The organism is Sporosarcina sp. P13, assembly GCF_002743055.1.
Taxonomy (GTDB): domain Bacteria; phylum Bacillota; class Bacilli; order Bacillales_A; family Planococcaceae; genus Sporosarcina.
The window spans coordinates 1-20,047 of the sequence record NZ_PDYM01000036.1; the positions used below are offsets into that span (position 1 = coordinate 1).

The window sequence follows — 20,047 nt, forward strand, 5'->3', positions numbered from 1 at the left end:
AAGGTATATGACGTACTACAATCATTATCGTGGGCAATGGAATTTAAAAAAGTTGCCGCCTGCAAAATACAGGCAGCAACTTCAACAACTAGCATAGGCTTTTTTTAATTGTCCTTTACAAAGGGTACAGTTTAAAAGGAGAATCGGTTTTTATTATTCAGCTTCTACTAACTCAGATAAGTTCTGAAGGGCTAAGTCCTCATCAATTCCATCGGTCATCAATGTAATTTCAGTGCCTTTCGCGATCGCAAGGCTCATGATTCCCATGATGCTCTTTGCATTTACTTGACGATTATCTTTCTTCAAATAGATATCCGCAGTGTATTTATTCGCTTCTTGTACAAATAAAGCTGCCTGTCTTGCTTGTAACCCCGGTTTAATACCTACTTTTACTGTTTTTTCTACCATATCGTATGCTCCTTTTCTTCCTCTTCTTCAGAAGGATCTACTATTCTTTAGTTTCCACGCAATCGCTCTGCAATTTCTTCAATCTTTCGTAACCGATGATTGACCCCGGATTTACTGACCGGTGTGCCTGTTACTAATTCGCCTAACTCTTTTAACGTAACATCTTGATAATCTACACGTAATTGAGCAATTTCTTGTAGGCGGTCCGGAAGTTGGTCTAGCCCGATTGTCTGTTCAATCAGCTTAATATTTTCTACTTGTCTTTGTGCAGCACCAATCGTTTTATTTAGGTTGGCGGTTTCACAATTCACCAATCGGTTTACACTATTTCGCATGTCTCGCATGATTCGAACATCCTCAAACTTCATAAGGGAGACGTGTGCCCCAATGATTCCAAGGAAATCAGAGATTTTTTCCGCTTCTTTCAAATAAGCAATAAACCCTTTTTTTCGTTCAATCGACTTAGCATTCAGCTGATAGCGATTCATCAACTCGACCAGTGACTGGCTATGTTCTTGATAACTTGAGAAAACCTCCAAATGATACGATGAAGTCTCAGGATTATTTACGGAACCACCTGCAAGGAAAGCTCCCCGTAAGTATGCGCGTGCACAGCACTCATCACGAATGAGCTGTGGTTCGATTCGATTAATCATCTGAAAGTCATGCGTTATGATGGACAGCGTTTCCAAGAGATCCTTTGCGCCATCTCGAATACGACAAATATAGACATTGTTTTTCTTCAAACGCATTTTCTTCCGAACAAGTAACTCTACTTTATAATGATACAACTTTTTTAAATTAGAATAAAGTCGTCGGGCTATTGCCGCGTTTTCTGTTTGAACATCGAGACTCAATTGTTTATTTGAAAAAGACATGACGCCATTCATACGGATAAAGGCTGCAATTTCAGCTTTCGTACAGCAATCGTCCGCTTCAATTTGCGTAAGCTCTTTTTTAGTTTTAGATGCAAAAGACATGATATTCCCCCTTTTCGGCGATTTTCATATCTATACGCCTTCTACGTTCTTTCTATATACCTGATTAATACATCTGCCACATCCATTGTTTTGTGAACGATATTCCCATTCATAATTGTAGCAATCTCTTGAACAAATACTTCCGGAACTAACATGTGTAACTGCCGCAAATCATTTTCGACTAACCACGGTTCCGAATTTTCATCAATTCCGTAAGTACGTCTAAACGCTTCAGTGTCATTTACTAAGACGGCGTCAAGGAAAGGTTCCCCCGCGTGGTCATAAAGTGCCTGAACGTGCTCAGAAGCAGTATAATGATAGGTTTCTCCTCGCTGCGTTGTCAAATTCCCTATATATACTTTTTTCGCAGAACTCTCTAGAACAGCATTTCGAATATCCTTCACCAAAATAGTAGGCAAAGTACTAGTATACAGACTTCCGGGACCAAAAACGATTAAATCTGCATTTTTTATCGTATTCGCGGTTTCTGGTAATGGTTTTACATCTTGCGGAGTAATAAAGACATTGCGTATTTTTCTCCCATAGAGAGGTATTTTTGATTCACCTGTAATAATTGAACCATCTTCAAGTTCCGCATGCAAGGTAATCCGCTGATTTGCTGCAGGTAATACTTTCCCTTTAATATTGAGCACAACACCCATTTGTTCAACGGCACGGGCAAAATCTCCCGTAATCTCCGTTAACGCGGTGAGCATCAAATTCCCAAGAGAATGTCCTTTTAAATCATCCGATCCTTCGAAGCGATACTGGAACATTTTCTCAATCAGCGGCTCCACATCTGAAAGCGCTGCCATAACCTGTCTGATATCCCCGGGTGGCGGGATGTCATATTGGTCGAATAAACGGCCAGAACTGCCACCATCATCTGCTACAGTCACAATCGCTGTTAAACCTATCGGATAACGCTTGAGGCCGCGAATAATATTAGAAAGCCCCGTCCCGCCCCCGAACACGACTACGCGTTTCACGCCAGTGGATTGCATATGACTGTCAACCCTTTCTTTTTTCAACGTCCCGATGTGAAACTTGAGTCGGGTACTCCTCTTGGAAAATACCTGTAAAGTATTCAGCAAGCGTTACGGAACGGTGCTGTCCGCCTGTACATCCAAAAGCGATGACGGCTTGACCTTTACCTTCTTGTTTGTACTGCGGAATTAAAAACTTAAATAAATCCGTCAATTTTTCAATTAATACCTTCGTATCGCTCCACTTTAGCACATATTCCGATACTTCCGAATTCAAGCCTGTTAGTGGACGCAATTCTTCCAAATAAAATGGGTTAGGTAAAAATCTGACGTCAAATACGACATCTGCATCAATCGGCATTCCGTGTTTGAAACCAAATGATACAAAGTTCAGTGTGAAATTCGGCTCTCCCGCTTCGGCAAATACACTTGTAATTTTTTCACGTAATTGCTTTGGCTTTAAATGAGATGTATCAATAATTGAACGTGATAATCCTTTTAGCTCTGTCAGTAAAATACGTTCTTTTCGTATTCCTTCTAGCAACACGCCGCCTTCAGATAAAGGGTGTGAACGACGCGTTTCTTTATAACGCTTAACGAGTGTTTCATCATTTGAATCCAAGAATAACAAGCTCGTTTTAACATCTTCTATCTTGAATAAACCTTCAAGCGCTGTTATTAATGAGTCAAATAAACTTCCGCCACGTGTATCCATAACCGCCGCGATTCGTCTCATTTGATTATCGGACTTCATCATTAAATCCAGGAACGTTACAAATAATTCGGGAGGTAAATTATCGATACAGTAAAAGCCCATATCTTCGAAGCATTGCATAGCGACAGTTTTACCTGCACCCGACATGCCCGTTATAATCACAACTTCATATTCATTTGAATTTTTTGGTTGCTCCATTATTTTTATTCACCTTCCGTTGATTGTTGTAGTGATTCACGCAATAAGCGGAATTTCTCTGTATAATAAAACGTTCCGTACTGTGTACCAAGTTCATTAACTGCAAAGAGTAAATTCGAACGGTCGCCTTCTGCCATTGGTAGCGTATGCAAACTTTCCAGCGGATGCCATTCGAGCTCACCTTCGACGGTTGTCTTCAATAACTCACCTGAATAATCATGTGCAATGAATGTAAATAGTAGCCATTCATTCAATAATTGTTGCCCTTCATCATCCATGATCATCATAGTATAAATTCCCTTTAGATGCGGTTTGATCGGCTGTGCGCCAGTTTCTTCGATAAATTCACGGACAGCGGCCTCGTATACAGATTCACCTTCGTCAATCTTGCCACCGGGCGCAACATACCAACCACGTCTTGGCTTCTTCAGCAAGAGTACTTGACCGTCTTTCACAACGAGTAAATTAGCAATTTTTTGCATAGGTAGTCCCCACTTTTCACGTATGTATTACTAGTATACAATGCTTTCTTGAAAAACGATAAAAAAAGGTGGCTATTTACGGAAGTTTATACCGCAAATAGCCACATTGTTGCTATATTGTTACACTTGTGAGCTGGAATGTCGGTAAATGGTACGTAGTAGTATACCTTTTCGCTGCATTCCGGGCGGACGTGTTTCGAGGGTCGCCGCCTTGCACTTGGCTTCACTAGTGTTTACTCCTGAAGTTAGCACGTGGGATATTCAGCTTTTGACTTAAATCCTTCACTACATAGATATTATGCCTTGGCTTCTGCTTCGTCCATCAATTCTTCAATATACTTTTGAGCCGCTTGTGCAGCAATACTTCCGTCGCCTGTTGCTGTTACGACTTGACGCAATAACTTCTCACGTACGTCTCCCGCAGCGTAGATTCCTGGAATTTTTGTTTCCATAATATCATTCGTTTCGATATAACCGTTGTCGTCCAAAATTCCAAGATCTTTGAAAGGCTCTGTCAATGGATCCAGACCGATATAAACGAACATCCCCTCAGTTTCCATCTCGCGCTCTGAACCGTCTTCCGTTGATACGAGTGTGATTGAACCGATCTTGCCGTCTTTTTCATTCACTTGCTTAACCGTTGTATTCCAAATGAAGTCAATCTTTTCATTCGAAAATGCACGCTCTTGAACGATTTTTTGAGCACGTAATTCATCTCGTCGGTGAATGATCGTTACTTTATTTGCAAAACGAGTTAAGTACGTACCTTCTTCAACAGCGGAGTCTCCTCCACCAATAACAACAATCTCCTTATTACGGAAGAACGCACCGTCACAAACTGCACAGTAGCTGACACCGCGGCCCGTTAATTCTGCTTCGCCCGGGATTCCCATCTTGCGGTATTCTGCACCTGTCGTCAAAATAATCGCGCGCGCTTTATAGCTCTTGGCACCTACATGAATTGTTTTAAATTCACGTCCGTCTTCAATCTTCGTCACATCTCCATATGCATATTCTGCACCGAAACGCTTTGCATGATCGAACATTTTAGTCGAAAGGTCAGGACCTAGAATAGTTTCGAAAGCTGGATAGTTCTCGATTTCTTCTGTATTAGCCATCTGGCCGCCTGGTACACCTCTTTCTAGCATTAGCGTAGACATATTTCCACGTGCTGTATAAACAGCCGCTGTCATACCTGCTGGACCTGCACCTACAATAATTACGTCATAAATTTTATCTTCTGACATGTTATTCTTTCCCCCTCATTTTTCGATTGTTCTTTGTTTGATTACTATAATGAAATCGTAGTAGAAATTCGAGAGAAATTCAACTTAAATGCAACATACTCTTCATCATTCATCAGTTGGTTCGGGCAAATACGCGATCAATTCCTGAGAATACTTCGTCAACGTCGCTACGGATACACTATATTTCTCAGCTACCGCTTTCTTTGTCACATGCTCATTGCGTGAAGTTTGGAATATATAATCAGCAGAGGCGGCAAGTGCTTTCGGATTACTAAAAGCATAGTCTTGACTTAATGCATTTTCACATAAAGCAAACCACATCTGGAACAACTGTGTCCCTTGTTCGTCTAATGGCTGATATTGTTCATACAGCAAGTCGCAAATAGCAAGTGCTTTTTCCAAAGCTTTCTCAAACGTATTTTCTGCAATGAACGCATAGTCCAAACTGTGTGCTAAAAACAACTGCTCTGCTGCGCTTAACTCTTCCATATTTATATAGCCTGGGTGTGATAGGATTTCTTGCATATGTGATGATTTCCCTAATAAATACAAACCGAGCATTCTATCACTCCGGTAAGGACTTGAAATCTTCTTAATTAAAAATGTAACGTCCTCTTCATAGGAATCAGGATTCAAATGATCTTCAATCGACTTCCAAGGTTCAAACCCTTCTTTTGAAGGATCCATTTCAAGTAACGTCTCATACGCCTGCTCCGCCACTTTGCGATGTCCTGTGAAATAAGCAGCGTTTGCTAACCAGAAATAATAGCCTACATCACCTTGGAATCCTCGCTTTTGTAGGCTGCGTAGCCAGTGATAGGCTTCTTCATAACGTCCCGTCAAAGCAAATGTCGCACCTAGTTTGTAGCGGTGCTCAAATTGATACGGCTTGATTTTTGACAAAAGTTCCATCATGCTTTGGAGCTTTTCCTCTTCACGACCATAGTAAAAAAAGACAGCCAAATTACATAGCGCATGAATATTGCCTTTCTCTTCACGCAATACATCATACAAAATGTCTTCCGCATGCTTTTCTTTGCCGATATAGAAATATGCCAATGCCAAGTTATTGTGGACTGCCCACGTTTTTGGATAATCTAAAAGCAATCCTTCTAATACGTCAATTGCTTCTTCAAAATTCCCATCTTCCATCATGCGTCGGGCCTTTTCCTGCATGATTAATACTTCTCCGTCTACATCTTCGCTTTCTTCAAGAAACATTTCTTCTTGATCTGCGAACTCTGAAATTTCATGTGCTTCCTCTACAAAAAAGCCTTCAGGAGCTAAACCAATATACTTCAACGCATACTTTTTTGCTTCGCGCAACAAGCCAAGGTGGGCATGGACTTCAGCTAAATAGAATGTAGTTTCTTCATTTTCCGGTTCTATTTGATCCGCTTTCTTTAGCAGTTCATAGGCATCTTCAAAACGACCAACTTCCATGATAAATACACCATACTCCATATGAGTTAGTGCATCGCCTGGATTCAGTTCCAATGCGCGTTTATAATATTTCTCTGCATCCGAAAACTGCTCACGCTGCATCGCTTGCATGGCGCGTTTACGATAGAAATCCCCATCCGGCAAAAACGATATAATTTTATTTTTATTAAACCTTTGATATTTTTCCAATCGAACTCCTCCGAAAAAGTAAGAGGAACGTTCTAGACGTTCCTCTCTGCAATCTTCATTCTATTATAACACAACTACTACACACGTCATTCATTTGTCTTCTTTTGCAGCACGCAATTGCATTTCCTCTGCCGAATAAATGATGCGTACCGGATTACCACCCGCAAAGCAACCTGCAGGAATATCACGATTGACAAGTGATGCAGCAGAAACTATCGCACCATCCCCAATTTTCACACCTGGCAAAATCGTTGTATTGGCCCCAATCAGTACGTTGCTACCGATTTCTACGTCTCCAATACGGTATTCATCGATTAAGTATTCGTGCGCCAAAATGGTGGAATTGAAACCGATAATCGAGTTATCACCAACAGATATCCGCTCGGGAAACATGACGTCCGGTACGACCATTAACGCAAAAGCCGTATGTTTTCCTACATTCATTCGAAGAAACAGTCGGTATAAGACGTTTTTCCAAGAAACGAACGGTGTGTAACGCGCGATTTGGATGAAGATAAAATTTTTGGCTACTTTGAAAATCGACACCGTACGGTAAATATGCCAAAGGGAATTCGCTTCCCCTTTAGATGGATACCGCTCCGTGCGTCTCATAGTCTCTCTCCCCCAACCAATGAAAGGAGATCAGACATATGTTGCAGCATGAAAGTCGGCTTAAACGTTTGCAAATATTCTTCCCCTTTTAACGCCCAAGCAACCGCAGCTGTTCGCACGCCTGCATTTTGTCCACCTAAAATGTCATGGAAGTTGTCCCCTATCATTAAAGCTTCTTCCGGTGTGCTGTCTAGACGTTTTAAAGCAAGCACTAAAGGCTCCGGATTGGGTTTTGGATTCGTTATATCATCCAGTCCAATGACCGTCTCAAAGTACTTTGTAATCCCTAATAAGTTTAATCCTCTCTCGACCATATCACGCTTCTTAGTGGAGACGACAGCCATTTTCACACCTTGCGCGTGCAATTGACGAAGAGTTTCTGTCACGCCCTCAAATTCCGTAACGATTGCATCATGATTCGCTATATTCCATTCACGATACTCATGAATCAATTGCTCTGTCTTGTCGAATGCTATTGATGAAAAAGTTTCATGCAATGTCGGTCCGATAAACGGCAAAATATCTGATCGTTCGTATCGCCCTGGAAAATGTTCGTCCAGAACGTGGCGGAAAGAAGAGATGATTAATTCATTGGTATCTGCTAACGTTCCATCAAAATCAAATAATAATGTAGTAATAGGCTGTTTAGTCAAAAACGGTCTCCTCCTTCTCTCTCGGCTGTTTCCAAAGGATACTGACTGTAACAGTCAATACAATGGCTGTTACCAGTCGAATGATCAATAGTGGCAAAAGTGGAATGCCAAGTGGTAAGAATAATAGTGTATCCTCAATTACCGCGTGACATGCCATTAAGAATATAAAGGCCAATGTAATATCGCGTTTGGAAACACCATCTTCCTGAACCGCCTGAATCATCACACCAGCTCCATAGGCAAGACCAATTAATAATCCTGCAACGAGTGTCATGGATGCATTTGGTTTCACTCCAATTAACTTCGTAAACGGTGATACACCTTTTGAAAAACGCTCTAAATAATTTCTGTCTTTAATAAATTGTACAAAGACCATCAATGGAATGACGATTATCGCTAACTGCAATACACCAAACGCTGCTTTCTCCGCACCAAGGAGGAATAATTGCCAAAATCCTTCTGGGACAACTTGTGCTTGCGGAGTCAAACCATATTGCGCAATTTCAGATCCGCCTGTCCAAAACAGATTGATTAGTATACCCGCCATCATTGCCAAACCTAGTCTAACTGCAATTACTAGCCATAACTTCACGCCGACTTTCAACGCTACAGCCGTCTCGATAAATAAATTATGCGCAAAGCTGATCATTACAGCTATGATAAACACTTCTTTGACTGTCAATTCTAACGAAATAATCCCCGCTATCCCTGCATATAAGTTCAACGTATTTCCGAGCACGATGGGAACCGCTGCTTCACCACGCAAACCAAACAAATGCATAATTGGAGCAACTAACTCTACTAGCCAAGGAAGAATAGGTGTGAACTGCAACATCGTAATGAGTAATGTAATAGGAAATATAATTTTCCCTAGCGACCATGATGTTTTTAATCCAACCTGCAAACCACTACGTAGCGTGCTCGCTAACGAAATCTTATTTACGTTTGTCATCATAACTTTCTTTCACTTTCATGACATATCGACGATAGAGTATCATCGCAATTCCAATCACAACACCCGTTACAGAAACTAACTGCGCTGCACGCAAACTTCCGATTACATACAAACTATCCGTCCGCATGCCTTCTATAAAGAAACGACCGATGGAATACCAGATGACGTAAAATAAAAACACTTCTCCACGTTTCATCTTCACTGCACGTCGAATGACCAAAATCAAAATTAGCCCAACGACATTCCACAGCGACTCATATAAAAATGTCGGATGGTATGTGATGCCGTCAATCGTCATTTGATTCATAATCCAATCTGGTATCATCGTATTTTCCTTAAACGCTTCCGAAACTGGCCCACCGTGTGCTTCTTGGTTCATAAAATTGCCCCATCGACCGATAATTTGACCGATCAACAAACCGGGCGCGGTAATATCCGCCACTTTCCAAAATGACACGCCGCGCTTTTTACAAAAGATTGCCGCTGTAATTACTGCACCGATCAGCGCACCATGTATCGCAATTCCGCCATTCCAAATCTGGATGATCTGTTCAGGATGCTCCCGATAGAAATCCCAAGTGAAGATAACGTAATAAATCCGTGCACTGATAATGGCAATCGGAATGGCCCAAATGAGCAAATCGGTTAGAAAGTCTGGATGCATGTCTCTTTTCAGCATTTCCCTTTGCACTACCATAAATCCTAAAACAATCCCTAAAGCGATTAAAATACCGTACCAACGGACTTCTAAGCTGCCTATACTAATGGCGACAGGATTAATTGCTAGTAAAGATACATTCACTTAGTCGCGCCCCTCTTCTTCTAGTAATTCCGCGTTGTCTGCGATAGCTTGATCTAAACGCTTCGTAAATTCCTCAGCCGCATTGTGACCTAGACGCTTCATTCGGTAATCCATTGCCGCTACTTCAATAATGACAGCAATATTTCGTCCCGGTCTAACTGGTACGGATAATTTCGTAATTTGGGAATTCAATATTTCTATTTTTTCCTCATCGATTCCAAGACGATCATAATGCTTTTTTTCATCCCAAATTTCCAAATCCACTACTAATAATACACGCTTATCAGCTTTCACTGAACTCGCACCAAATAATGTCATCAAATCAATGATGCCTACACCGCGAATCTCCAGCATATGTTTTAGCAACTTGGGAGACGTTCCGATCAAGACGTTTTCAGACACTTGACGAATTTCTACTGAATCATCCGCAACGAGTCTATGCCCTTTTTTAATGAGTTCTAAAGCTGTCTCACTTTTCCCAACCCCACTGCCACCTGTGATTAAAACCCCTACACCATAGACATCCACTAACACACCGTGAACTGTCGTCATCGGCGCCAACTGACCGACCAAGTAATTCGTCAACATACCTGAGAATTGCGTCGTCTTGAAATCTGTGCGCAACACAGGAATGTTTTTCTCATCCGCTAATTGGCCAAGCTCTTTCGGCCCTTCTTCACCGTGTGCGATAATAAAAGCTGGTGTATCTTTTGAGCAAAGTCGTTCCAATCTTTTTCTTCGCGTAATCGCTGGTAACGTTTCCAAAAACGACATTTCTTTGCGACCAATTAATTGTACGCGTTCATACGGATAATAATCAAAGTAACCAGCCATCTCAAGACCTGGTCTTGAAATATCGCTCATATGTACTTGTCGGTGAATTCCACCGTGTCCTGCAATCAATTCTAATCCGAATCGATTCATAATATCTTCCACTGTTAGTTCATTCATAAAGTTCCCCGCTTTCTACGTTACATATGCTATTCGTCTATTTTTTATTTTAACATGAAGGTAAAGAAAAGAAATGGATTGCTCCTCGTCTTCTTTTTCGAAACTTCGCCTATATAGAGGATAAAGGAGAGTGGACAAAATTGACACTAATAATTCTTGACGCGGGCCATGGTCCAGAAACACCTGGCAAGCGAACACCTGACGGCAAACTTCGTGAATTTCATTTTAATGTTGTAGTAGCTGAGTGGGTGGGGAGGTTTTTAAGCGCCCAAGGAATCGACGTGCACTATACACACGACACTTCACGAGACGTTCCGTTACGCGAACGAACCGCAGCTGCTAATCGATTGCGTGCAGACGCCTTTGTATCGATTCACGCGAACGCTTACGGCGAAGGCTGGCATCAAGCGCAAGGAATTGAGACGTATATTTATCCGCAAGCTAGTAAAAGTTCAGCCGTGCTCGCCTCCTCTGTACAAAGCGCGTTGATTGCCGCTTGTAAACGTGTCGATCGAGGAGTTAAAAAAGCAGATTTCGCTGTGTTGAGAGATACTCATATGCCCGCTATTCTTGCCGAGTGCGGCTTCATGTCCAATCAAACAGAAGCCGATTTACTGCAAAACAAAGACTATCAGTTACAATGTGCACGTGCATTAACATTTGGCATCCTTTGTTGGTTATACACGAAGTAAAAACACACCTTCCCTACCACTTAAATCAGTGGTAGGGAAGGTGTGTAGTGTTATTTCTTATATTTCAACGGAGTTATAGCGAACCATCACAGAACCTGTTTTAGACTCACCGATAATCGTGATAGGTGCCCGTTCTTCAGTTTCACCCGTTTTACTGAAACGAATCGTACGGTGTAAAAATTGCTCTTGTTCTTCTACACGCGAAACATCCTTTAGCTGTAAGTCAAGCTTACCCATATTGGATGTAATTTCCCCTTTAACCGCTAAAGAAGAAGGGAAATAAAGCTCAACTGCACCGCTGATGGATTTCGCATCCAAACTTCTAGCCTTAGCTGAAGTAGTAGTCAATGCAACGTTACCATTTAATGATTTTGCTTCAATATCGACCAACTCACCATCCACATAGACACGGCCATTCAATGTTTCCGTCTCTAGTTTATTGCCTTGTACTTTTAGTAAACGCACCATACCATTTGCTGTTTGAATTTCTGCCTCGTCAAATTTGATATCTGCACATTCAATTTTCCCATTCGCTGTTTTGATGCGTAACTCATTACACTGGATCCCTTCAATCGAACAGCCACCGTTCAATAAACGAACAGATAACTTACCATACAGTTTAGTCGGTACATATAGTTGAAGATTTACTTGCAACATTTTCAAGTCACTGCTGATTCGCAATTTCTTGCCATCTTTTACGAACAATAATTTATCTAGGAACTGACTTAACGCCCCTGCTTCAGAATCATTGTTGAAATGCTTAACAGAAAACTTTGCTGTAATCTCATCATCTTCTGATGGATGCACTTCTACCGCTCCGTGATCGATATGGATAATAAGATCCTCAATGTCTTCTGCCGGCTTTTTCTCTATATGCGTAAAAGCTACAGATTTGCTGAAAGGTGCTTCAAAATCAAATTCCTTCACACGATGAACTGCTGTATCCATAAAGTGCATGAAACGATTGCCCGCTGTCATGAATTCTTTACGGATATCTTCGAAAAAGTCATCCGCTGACGTTTTCTCGTCTTCCACTGTGGACTTAGAATCTTTACCGATAGCTTCTAATAGTTTCAACGCTTCATCCGCTGTAATTTTTCCTTCTTCAAGCAAAGTAAGTATTCGTATGCGTTCGTTTTGCATGTCGCGATTCCTCCTCATTTTGAACAATCCGTTCTTTTCATATTTATTTATACGGTTGTGCACGAGAAAAGTTTCATTTGCTTATTTTTTTACTGTTTTCTTAATCTGCTCTTTCATACGATTGCGATCTCTTTCAAGAATAGAATGCAAATACTTTCCAGTATAGGATTCTTTCACTTCTGCAATCTCTTCCGGTGTTCCGGTAGCAACAATCTCTCCACCTTTGTCTCCACCTTCAGGTCCAATATCGATAATATGATCCACAGTCTTGATTACATCTAAATTATGTTCGATCACGAGTACCGTATTACCACCCTCTACTAGTCGCTGTAACACTTCTAGCAATTTCGCAATATCATGAACGTGAAGCCCTGTTGTCGGTTCATCTAAAATATAGAATGATTTACCGGTCGAACGTTTATGCAGTTCTGACGCTAATTTGACTCGCTGTGCTTCTCCACCAGACAGCGTCGTTGCTGGTTGTCCTAGTTGCACATAGCCGAGACCTACATCTACAATTGTTTGCAACTTGCGATGGATTTTCGGGATGTTCTCGAAAAACACGACCGCATCTTCCACTGTCATCGCTAAAACATCGGCAATATTTTTTCCTTTATAGACGACTTCTAACGTCTCGCGATTATATCGTTTACCGTGACACACTTCACACGGTACGTAAACGTCTGGTAAGAAGTGCATCTCAATTTTAATAATACCATCGCCACGACACGCTTCACAGCGACCGCCTTTGACGTTGAAACTGAATCGCCCTTTTTTGTAGCCACGCACTTTCGCTTCATTGGTCATCGCAAAGACATCACGAATATCATCAAAGACACCTGTATAGGTTGCTGGATTTGATCTTGGTGTCCGTCCAATCGGCGACTGGTCGATATCGATGACTTTCTCTAGATGTTCGATTCCAGTGACAGAATCAAACTTGCCTGGTTTTTGTTTCGAGCGATTGAGTTTCTGCGCTAAAGTTTTATGCAATATTTCATTCACTAACGTACTTTTCCCTGAACCAGAAACACCCGTCACTGCGATAAATTGTCCTAAAGGGAATTCCGCGTCAATATGCTTCAGATTATTTTCCGCTGCACCTTTGACAATAATACTGCGCTCATCTTTTAGTCTGCGTGCAACAGGCAGTGGTATGAATTTCTTTCCACTTAAATATTGTCCAGTCAATGATTTCTTATTCTTCATCACTTTCACTGGTGTTCCGGCAGCGACAATTTCTCCGCCTGCTACACCTGCACCCGGACCAATATCGATTAAATAATCCGCCGCCATCATCGTATCTTCATCATGCTCGACAACAATTAATGTATTGCCAATATCCCGCATGCTCTGAAGCGTCCCAATGAGGCGATCATTATCCCGTTGATGCAAACCGATTGACGGCTCATCTAAAATATATAACACACCTGTCAGACGCGATCCGATTTGAGTAGCTAAACGAATTCGCTGTGCCTCCCCACCGGATAATGTGCCCGCTGCGCGTGATAAGTTTAAATAATCCAATCCAACATTAATCAAAAATCCTAAGCGTTCTGAAATTTCTTTTAAAATCATATCAGCAATTTGTGCATCTTTCTCAGATAGCTTCAATTGATCAAAGAACTTGACAGTTTCCACAATTGAACGTTCCGTAATTTTCCCGATATGTTGCCCTTCGACTACTACCGAAAGTGATTCTGTCTTCAATCGATAGCCATCACAAGAAGGACACGGCCGTTCGGTCATATATTTACCCATTTGTTCACGGATATAATCAGAAGATGTTTCATGATAGCGTCGTTCTATATTACGCAACACACCTTCAAAATATATATTACTGTCGCGCGTATTACCGAATTCATTCGTATAGCGGAAGTGGATTTTTTCTTTGCTAGAACCCTTCAACAACTTTTCCACATCTTCATTCGCTAAATCACTAACCGGTACATCCATATCAATATTATAATGACTCGCAACCGTCGCTAACAATTCGGGATAATATTGCGAACTAGTCGGTTCCCAAGGGGCAATCGCATGCTCTTTCAGTGTTAGTTGTGGATTGGGAATAACCAATTCCGGATCTACTTCAAGTTTCATCCCAAGGCCATCACATTCCGGACAAGCGCCGAATGGACTGTTAAATGAAAACATCCGCGGTTCTAGCTCACCAATAGAAAATCCGCACATCGGACACGCATGATGCTCACTGAAAAATAATTCTTCTTCTCCGATGACATCCACGATGACATTTCCGTCGGCTAGACGTAACGCGGATTCCAGTGAATCACTAAGACGCGTTTCCACTCCTTCTTTCATCACAATCCGGTCAATGACGATTTCAATCGTATGTTTCTTATTTTTGTTTAGATCAATATTGTCATCTAAATCCATCGTCTCTCCATTGACTCTCACGCGTACATAGCCTTGCTTCTTAATATCTTCTATTAACTTTGCATGTGTCCCTTTACGTTGCGAAATAATCGGTGCCAAAATTTGAATTCTTGTACGCTCCGGAAGTTCTACTACACGATCAACCATTTGCTCGACTGTTTGTGTTGATATTTCAATCCCATGAATCGGACAGAAAGGTTTTCCTACTCGAGCATATAATAAGCGTAAATAATCGTAAATCTCCGTCACGGTACCAACTGTGGACCGTGGATTTTTACTTGTTGTCTTTTGATCAATTGAAATCGCAGGAGACAATCCTTCAATTGAATCAACATCTGGTTTGTCCATTTGTCCAAGGAATTGACGAGCGTAGGCAGACAATGATTCTACATAGCGTCGTTGCCCTTCCGCGTAAATTGTATCAAAAGCAAGTGAAGATTTACCCGATCCTGATAGACCCGTAATTACAACCAATTGGTCACGCGGAATCTTGACTGTAATGTCTTTCAAGTTATGGGCTCTCGCTCCTTGTATTATTAGTTCTTTATTTTTCATTAGGACTCTACCTTTCTGCCTTCAGTTCTATGACCGTGTCGCGTAACTCGGCAGCCCTTTCGAAGTCTAGGGCTTTCGCTGCTTCCTTCATCTCTTTTTCCAACTTCACAAGCAATAATTCCCTATCGTCTTTCGTAAGCTTCTTGCCTTCTGTAATTCGTTGCAAATAAGACTCTGTTTCTTCCGCAACTTTTGTCGCACGGATTACTTCACGAATCGGTTTGTTAATCGTTTTCGGTGTAATATGATGTTCTATATTATAAGCCATCTGAATTTCACGACGACGCGCAGTTTCACTAATCGCTTTGGTCATCGAATCAGTCATTTTATCAGCGTACATAATGACACGACCTTCTGAATTCCGCGCGGATCGACCAATCGTTTGAATTAACGCACGTTCTGAACGTAAGAATCCTTCTTTATCCGCATCTAAAATTGCAACTAACGAAACTTCCGGTATGTCGATTCCTTCTCGCAATAAGTTAATACCAATGAGCACATCATACGTACCTAGGCGTAATTCTCGAATAATTTCCGTCCGTTCAAGTGTCTTCACGTCAGAATGAAGATACTGCACTTTGATACCTATATCTTTCAGGTAATCCGTCAAGTCTTCGGACATTTTCTTTGTGAGTGTCGTAATTAATACCCGTTCATTACGCTCAATACGCAATTGAATTTCATCCAATAAGTCATCAATTTGCCCTTCAATTGGACGCACTTCAATTTCTGGATCTAGTAAACCCGTCGGACGAATGATTTGCTCTACCATCTTATCCGTATGCTCGATTTCATAAGGCCCAGGTGTTGCAGAAATATACATTGCCTGACTAATATGCTTTTCAAACTCTTCGAACATTAAAGGGCGGTTATCTAGTGCAGATGGTAAGCGGAAACCGTGTTCCACTAACACTTTCTTACGCGCTTGGTCCCCGTTATACATTCCGCGAATCTGTGGCAACGAGACGTGACTTTCATCGACTACGATTAAAAAGTCGTCGGGAAAATAATCCAATAACGTATACGGTGTTGCCCCCGCTTCACGTAGCGTTAAGTGTCTAGAATAGTTTTCAATACCAGAACAGAATCCCATTTCTCGCATCATTTCTAGATCATAGCGCGTTCGCTGTTCTAACCGTTGCGCTTCTAGTAATTTATCGTTTTCACGCAAATACTTTAGTTGTTGCTCCAATTCCATTTCTATATTGTCTATCGCTTTTAGTAATTTCTCTTCGCGCGTAACAAAGTGGGAACCTGGGAAGATCGCTACATGATCACGATCCCCAATAACTTCTCCGGTCAACGCGTCCACTTCACGAATCCGCTCGATTTCATCTCCGAAAAATTCTAGTCGAATGCATCGCTCATCGCGGGCGACTGGGAAGACTTCAACTACATCCCCTCTTACACGGAATGTACCACGCGTGAAATTGATGTCATTGCGTTCATATTGAATGTCCACTAGTTTGCGCAATAAGTCGTTACGCGGGACTTCCATACCTGTACGCAATGAATAGACCATTTCGTTATATTCTTCCGGTGAACCAAGACCATAAATACAAGATACCGATGCTACAATGAGGACGTCATTTCGTTCGAATAATGAACTTGTGGCGGAGTGCCGAAGTTTATCGATTTCATCATTGATAGAAGAATCCTTTTCGATATATGTGTCCGTTTGCGGTACGTAGGCTTCTGGTTGATAGAAGTCATAGAAACTAACGAAGTATTCTACTGCATTATCCGGAAAAAACTCTTTGAACTCGCTATATAATTGACCGGCCAATGTTTTATTATGTGCAATGACCAATGTAGGTTTATTAATTTCTGTAAGGACATTAGAAACAGTGAACGTTTTCCCTGTTCCTGTGGCGCCCAGTAATGTTTGATGTTTCTTACCTTCTCTTAGGCCTCCAACAAGGCTTGCAATCGCTTTTGGCTGATCTCCTTGTGGTGTATATGGTGCCTGTAATTGAAATGTTTCGTTCAATTGCTTCCACTCCTATTCTTAAACACCTAGTCATTCTATTTTACCACAGCAAGCGCTTTTTCTAAAGATTTAACGAACGTACGTTTTAAAATTATGTTATGTGTTTTATAATACTTATCGTAATTTAAAGAAACGCGTCCGCCTAGAATGGTTCCTTCCTGTTCCATTCCCTCCTCCTACGACAAAAAAACACTGCACAGGAAGTATGTGCAGTGTTTTTTGCTAGTTTGTTTTAATTTCAAGATGATATTCTTGCTCTTCTGAAAGCTCGATTAGTTGTTTTGTGTAGTTGTCAAATGCTTCTTTGTCATTGCGATCCAAAGCGTCGTCGATAAGGCTCATGATACGGGCTTGCGTTTGCTCTCTGTGAATGTGTTGCAGAAACAGATCCCAATAAATTTCGTTCAACAGCTTTTCAGCCTGGAGAGAAGTACTGTTATTCCCTACGGCCTTTAAAAATTCAGCATATGAGTTGTTATTGTTCATCTCTCTCACCCCTGATACCTTTTAGTAATTATATATGCAACGAGACATGAATTGCAACTATAAATCTAACTATTCGAACTTTTGAATTACTTCTACGCAACCGATCCGCTGTTGACTAGGTATATATATTCAGATAATTCAGTCACTGATTCTAGATTCGAAGACTAGCATCAAAACTCAGTTGTTCGCTCCTGAGTTAAACGAATCGTGGCTTCTCCTATAATCAATGCAATAAGCGCAATTAGCATAGGTATAAGACTTAATCCGTAAAGCGGCAAGGCAGCTAGTAAGAGGATGACTGCTTGTAGCCAAATCAACTTTCTAACTAGTGAGCGAACAGCTTTATTCTGAGATTTTTCTTGTTCTTCCGGATACAGCTGATCCATAGTGAATTCGACTCCACCTTCTAATGCTAGGATAAGCTGCACAGCCGTCGCAAATGCCAGGGCACCGACGAAGATGAAAGAAACGATGGGTAACGGAATTAGAAACGCACCTAAAGCGGATAGTGTGGTAAGTCTCAGCCAGAGCCAAAACGTGTCGTCTGTTCTAATAAACGTTCGTACGACTAAATAAGACTGCACATCACGACGCTTGAATGTCGCACGTTTCATAGCGAATGTTAACCAACTCCGCTTACTCACAGAGCCAACCAAATGCGGTACTTCTGTGAAGTAATTAGCAAATCGGTAGAAACGCATCATGCGATTTTGTTCCAATTCGATAAACTGCTCGTATGGAAATGGAAATTGCCTCGCCTTCTTCTCCCAAAATTTCGCGTAGAGAATAGCTACTATAATGCCTACTAAAAAGACCGCTGGACTCCATAAAAAGCCGCAATAAATGACTAAAAACGCAAGTGCCAAACGAAGAACTCGATCTGGCCAGATAAATTCATCATTAGCTATTCGCACATTAAATTCCGTTCGTACATACACGCCTTTTAATGCAATGATCAGCAAGATGACCAATAGATACTCAATGCTTGTACCAACTTCAGTCGCCTTCAACAAAGGCAATGCTACGATCATCGCAATCAACGGCAACGGCAATTGTGAAAACGTCGACCATGTTAAAGAGCGTCTCATATAATTCGGTAATTGATCTTCTAGCGGCAAGAAGTAAACGATATCCGCAGGCTTCAACAACGTCGTCGGAGCGGCTTTCATTAGAAGAAGCGAAAGGACGATTGCTACGATCCATACGGAAGGAAAGTTTAGGGGTACTTCTTTCAGCCATTCACTATACGCATACCCGCCAGCCCCGATTGCGAACATGAAAACGATAGCCAAATGCCCTGTAAATACATAGCGCATATATTTCTGTAATTCATTGACATAATGAAAGAAGCGTTGGCCCCAAATATCATGCATACTGTTCATTATCAGATTCCTCAGTCATTGCAATATATAAATCATCCAATGTAGCGCCTGGACGTCCGAATGCTTTGCGCAAATCATCCATTGTCCCATTTGCACGCACACGACCTTCATGTAGCAAGATAATACGATCACAATACTTCTCTGCCGTCGCCAAAACGTGTGTGGACATTAAAATCGACGCACCCGCATTTTTACGCTCGATGATTTGATCAAGTAACGCACGGATCGCTAGTGGATCCAACCCAACGAATGGTTCATCAATAATATATAATTTCGGTTCTACGAGAAATGCACACATAATCATGACTTTTTGTCGCATACCCTTGGAGAAGTGAGCTGGAAACCATTTTAGACGTTTTTCCATACGAAACTCTTTTAGTAACTGCTCTGTACGAATTTCGAACTGTTGCTTGTCCAATCCGTAAGCCATCGCTGTCAGTTCCAAATGTTCCTGCAATGTCAACTCTTCGTATAGCACAGGAGTTTCTGGAATATAACTGAATGACTGCCGATAATGTGCCTTATCGCTAAACGTCGCACCATCAATCGTGATCGTACCTTGCAGAGGATTCATTACACCAATAATATGCTTGATTGTTGTACTTTTACCTGCACCATTTAGTCCGATCAAGCCAACCAATTCACCTTCTTCAATCTTGAATGAAAGATCGTGCAAAACTGGCTTGCGCGTATACCCACCTGTTACGTGTTCTAGTTCTAGGATTGCCATTATATTTCCCCCAATCTTCCTCTTCATTTTAGCAAAGAATTTGTAAAATTGCTT

Annotated in this window: 21 protein-coding genes; 2 read left to right on the plus strand and 19 right to left on the minus strand. The window is 41.4% G+C overall.

What is annotated here, in order from left to right; genetic code table 11:
* Nucleotides 1-97, plus strand: a 97-nt coding sequence (locus tag CSV79_RS17460) for an IS3 family transposase (RefSeq protein WP_369824980.1), incomplete at its 5' end; no start/stop codon positions are given.
* A gap of 56 nt (nucleotides 98-153) precedes the next feature.
* Here CSV79_RS17460 and CSV79_RS13440 read toward each other — a convergent pair.
* The 12 genes from CSV79_RS13440 to hprK form a co-directional block, all read right to left on the minus strand.
* Complete coding sequence (locus CSV79_RS13440; RefSeq protein WP_099689577.1) at nucleotides 154-408, minus strand: HPr family phosphocarrier protein; 255 nt, start codon at nucleotides 406-408, stop codon at nucleotides 154-156.
* A gap of 47 nt (nucleotides 409-455) precedes the next feature.
* On the minus strand, nucleotides 456-1,388 hold the full coding sequence (gene whiA / locus CSV79_RS13445) for a DNA-binding protein WhiA (protein WP_099689578.1): 933 nt from the start codon (nucleotides 1,386-1,388) through the stop codon (nucleotides 456-458).
* A gap of 41 nt (nucleotides 1,389-1,429) precedes the next feature.
* Nucleotides 1,430-2,392 (minus strand): gluconeogenesis factor YvcK family protein, encoded by a 963-nt coding sequence (locus tag CSV79_RS13450; RefSeq protein ID WP_099689606.1) that lies wholly within the window; start codon nucleotides 2,390-2,392, stop codon nucleotides 1,430-1,432.
* 7 nt (nucleotides 2,393-2,399) lie between these two features.
* On the minus strand, nucleotides 2,400-3,287 hold the full coding sequence (gene rapZ, locus CSV79_RS13455) for an RNase adapter RapZ (RefSeq protein ID WP_099689579.1): 888 nt from the start codon (nucleotides 3,285-3,287) through the stop codon (nucleotides 2,400-2,402).
* A 5-nt stretch (nucleotides 3,288-3,292) separates the two neighbouring features.
* Complete coding sequence (locus CSV79_RS13460; RefSeq protein ID WP_099689580.1) at nucleotides 3,293-3,769, minus strand: 8-oxo-dGTP diphosphatase; 477 nt, start codon at nucleotides 3,767-3,769, stop codon at nucleotides 3,293-3,295.
* Between the two features lie 296 nt (nucleotides 3,770-4,065).
* The gene (trxB, locus tag CSV79_RS13465; RefSeq protein WP_099689581.1) at nucleotides 4,066-5,016 is read right to left on the minus strand and encodes a thioredoxin-disulfide reductase; all 951 of its coding nucleotides are present in this window, start codon (nucleotides 5,014-5,016) and stop codon (nucleotides 4,066-4,068) included.
* A gap of 105 nt (nucleotides 5,017-5,121) precedes the next feature.
* Nucleotides 5,122-6,648: a tetratricopeptide repeat protein gene (locus CSV79_RS13470; RefSeq protein ID WP_099689582.1), complete on the minus strand. Its 1,527-nt coding sequence runs from the start codon at nucleotides 6,646-6,648 to the stop codon at nucleotides 5,122-5,124.
* A gap of 90 nt (nucleotides 6,649-6,738) precedes the next feature.
* Complete coding sequence (locus CSV79_RS13475) at nucleotides 6,739-7,260, minus strand: acyltransferase (RefSeq protein WP_099689583.1); 522 nt, start codon at nucleotides 7,258-7,260, stop codon at nucleotides 6,739-6,741.
* Nucleotides 7,257-7,913: a pyrophosphatase PpaX gene (ppaX, locus tag CSV79_RS13480; protein WP_099689584.1), complete on the minus strand. Its 657-nt coding sequence runs from the start codon at nucleotides 7,911-7,913 to the stop codon at nucleotides 7,257-7,259. Before ppaX ends, CSV79_RS13475 begins: the two co-directional genes overlap by 4 nt.
* Nucleotides 7,906-8,868 carry a nucleoside recognition domain-containing protein gene (locus CSV79_RS13485; protein ID WP_233201458.1) on the minus strand — a complete coding sequence of 321 codons (963 nt, stop codon included), beginning with the start codon at nucleotides 8,866-8,868 and terminating at the stop codon, nucleotides 7,906-7,908. Before CSV79_RS13485 ends, ppaX begins: the two co-directional genes overlap by 8 nt.
* Nucleotides 8,849-9,670, minus strand: a complete 822-nt coding sequence (gene lgt / locus CSV79_RS13490) for a prolipoprotein diacylglyceryl transferase (RefSeq protein WP_099689585.1) — start codon at nucleotides 9,668-9,670, stop codon at nucleotides 8,849-8,851. Before lgt ends, CSV79_RS13485 begins: the two co-directional genes overlap by 20 nt.
* Nucleotides 9,671-10,621 (minus strand): HPr(Ser) kinase/phosphatase, encoded by a 951-nt coding sequence (hprK, locus tag CSV79_RS13495; RefSeq protein WP_099689586.1) that lies wholly within the window; start codon nucleotides 10,619-10,621, stop codon nucleotides 9,671-9,673. It lies immediately after the preceding gene.
* Between the two features lie 140 nt (nucleotides 10,622-10,761).
* On the opposite strand from hprK, the gene CSV79_RS13500 reads away from it, so the two are divergent.
* Nucleotides 10,762-11,313 carry an N-acetylmuramoyl-L-alanine amidase family protein gene (locus tag CSV79_RS13500; protein WP_099689587.1) on the plus strand — a complete coding sequence of 184 codons (552 nt, stop codon included), beginning with the start codon at nucleotides 10,762-10,764 and terminating at the stop codon, nucleotides 11,311-11,313.
* 57 nt (nucleotides 11,314-11,370) lie between these two features.
* On the opposite strand, the gene CSV79_RS13505 is transcribed toward CSV79_RS13500, so the two are convergent.
* The 7 genes from CSV79_RS13505 to CSV79_RS13530 form a co-directional block, all read right to left on the minus strand.
* On the minus strand, nucleotides 11,371-12,456 hold the full coding sequence (locus CSV79_RS13505; protein ID WP_158232546.1) for a DUF4097 family beta strand repeat-containing protein: 1,086 nt from the start codon (nucleotides 12,454-12,456) through the stop codon (nucleotides 11,371-11,373).
* Nucleotides 12,457-12,537: 81 nt separating this feature from the next.
* Complete coding sequence (gene uvrA, locus CSV79_RS13510) at nucleotides 12,538-15,405, minus strand: excinuclease ABC subunit UvrA (protein ID WP_099689589.1); 2,868 nt, start codon at nucleotides 15,403-15,405, stop codon at nucleotides 12,538-12,540.
* 7 nt (nucleotides 15,406-15,412) lie between these two features.
* Nucleotides 15,413-17,395 (minus strand): excinuclease ABC subunit UvrB, encoded by a 1,983-nt coding sequence (gene uvrB / locus CSV79_RS13515; protein WP_099689590.1) that lies wholly within the window; start codon nucleotides 17,393-17,395, stop codon nucleotides 15,413-15,415.
* A 35-nt stretch (nucleotides 17,396-17,430) separates the two neighbouring features.
* Nucleotides 17,431-17,562 (minus strand): hypothetical protein, encoded by a 132-nt coding sequence (locus tag CSV79_RS17335; RefSeq protein WP_255407454.1) that lies wholly within the window; start codon nucleotides 17,560-17,562, stop codon nucleotides 17,431-17,433.
* A gap of 55 nt (nucleotides 17,563-17,617) precedes the next feature.
* On the minus strand, nucleotides 17,618-17,881 hold the full coding sequence (locus CSV79_RS13520) for an IDEAL domain-containing protein (RefSeq protein ID WP_099689591.1): 264 nt from the start codon (nucleotides 17,879-17,881) through the stop codon (nucleotides 17,618-17,620).
* 170 nt (nucleotides 17,882-18,051) lie between these two features.
* Nucleotides 18,052-19,263, minus strand: a complete 1,212-nt coding sequence (locus CSV79_RS13525; protein WP_099689592.1) for an ABC transporter permease — start codon at nucleotides 19,261-19,263, stop codon at nucleotides 18,052-18,054.
* Complete coding sequence (locus CSV79_RS13530) at nucleotides 19,247-19,993, minus strand: ABC transporter ATP-binding protein (RefSeq protein WP_099689593.1); 747 nt, start codon at nucleotides 19,991-19,993, stop codon at nucleotides 19,247-19,249. Before CSV79_RS13530 ends, CSV79_RS13525 begins: the two co-directional genes overlap by 17 nt.
* Nucleotides 19,994-20,047 lie beyond the last annotated feature (54 nt).

Excerpts from the sequence above, each read along its gene's own strand:
- CSV79_RS13520 (WP_099689591.1), bottom strand. The coding sequence starts at position 17,881 with ATGAACAATAACAACTCATATGCTGAATTTTTAAAGGCCGTAGGGAAT.
- rapZ (WP_099689579.1), bottom strand. The coding sequence starts at position 3,287 with ATGGAGCAACCAAAAAATTCAAATGAATATGAAGTTGTGATTATAACG.
- CSV79_RS13505 (WP_158232546.1), bottom strand. The coding sequence starts at position 12,456 with ATGCAAAACGAACGCATACGAATACTTACTTTGCTTGAAGAAGGAAAA.
- CSV79_RS13440 (WP_099689577.1), bottom strand. The coding sequence starts at position 408 with ATGGTAGAAAAAACAGTAAAAGTAGGTATTAAACCGGGGTTACAAGCA.
- uvrA (WP_099689589.1), bottom strand. The coding sequence starts at position 15,405 with ATGAAAAATAAAGAACTAATAATACAAGGAGCGAGAGCCCATAACTTG.
- CSV79_RS13525 (WP_099689592.1), bottom strand. The coding sequence starts at position 19,263 with ATGAACAGTATGCATGATATTTGGGGCCAACGCTTCTTTCATTATGTC.
- trxB (WP_099689581.1), bottom strand. The coding sequence starts at position 5,016 with ATGTCAGAAGATAAAATTTATGACGTAATTATTGTAGGTGCAGGTCCA.
- CSV79_RS13485 (WP_233201458.1), bottom strand. The coding sequence starts at position 8,868 with ATGATGACAAACGTAAATAAGATTTCGTTAGCGAGCACGCTACGTAGT.
- CSV79_RS13450 (WP_099689606.1), bottom strand. The coding sequence starts at position 2,392 with ATGCAATCCACTGGCGTGAAACGCGTAGTCGTGTTCGGGGGCGGGACG.
- CSV79_RS13475 (WP_099689583.1), bottom strand. The coding sequence starts at position 7,260 with ATGAGACGCACGGAGCGGTATCCATCTAAAGGGGAAGCGAATTCCCTT.
- whiA (WP_099689578.1), bottom strand. The coding sequence starts at position 1,388 with ATGTCTTTTGCATCTAAAACTAAAAAAGAGCTTACGCAAATTGAAGCG.
- CSV79_RS13530 (WP_099689593.1), bottom strand. The coding sequence starts at position 19,993 with ATGGCAATCCTAGAACTAGAACACGTAACAGGTGGGTATACGCGCAAG.
- CSV79_RS13460 (WP_099689580.1), bottom strand. The coding sequence starts at position 3,769 with ATGCAAAAAATTGCTAATTTACTCGTTGTGAAAGACGGTCAAGTACTC.
- hprK (WP_099689586.1), bottom strand. The coding sequence starts at position 10,621 with ATGAATGAACTAACAGTGGAAGATATTATGAATCGATTCGGATTAGAA.
- CSV79_RS17335 (WP_255407454.1), bottom strand. The coding sequence starts at position 17,562 with ATGGAACAGGAAGGAACCATTCTAGGCGGACGCGTTTCTTTAAATTAC.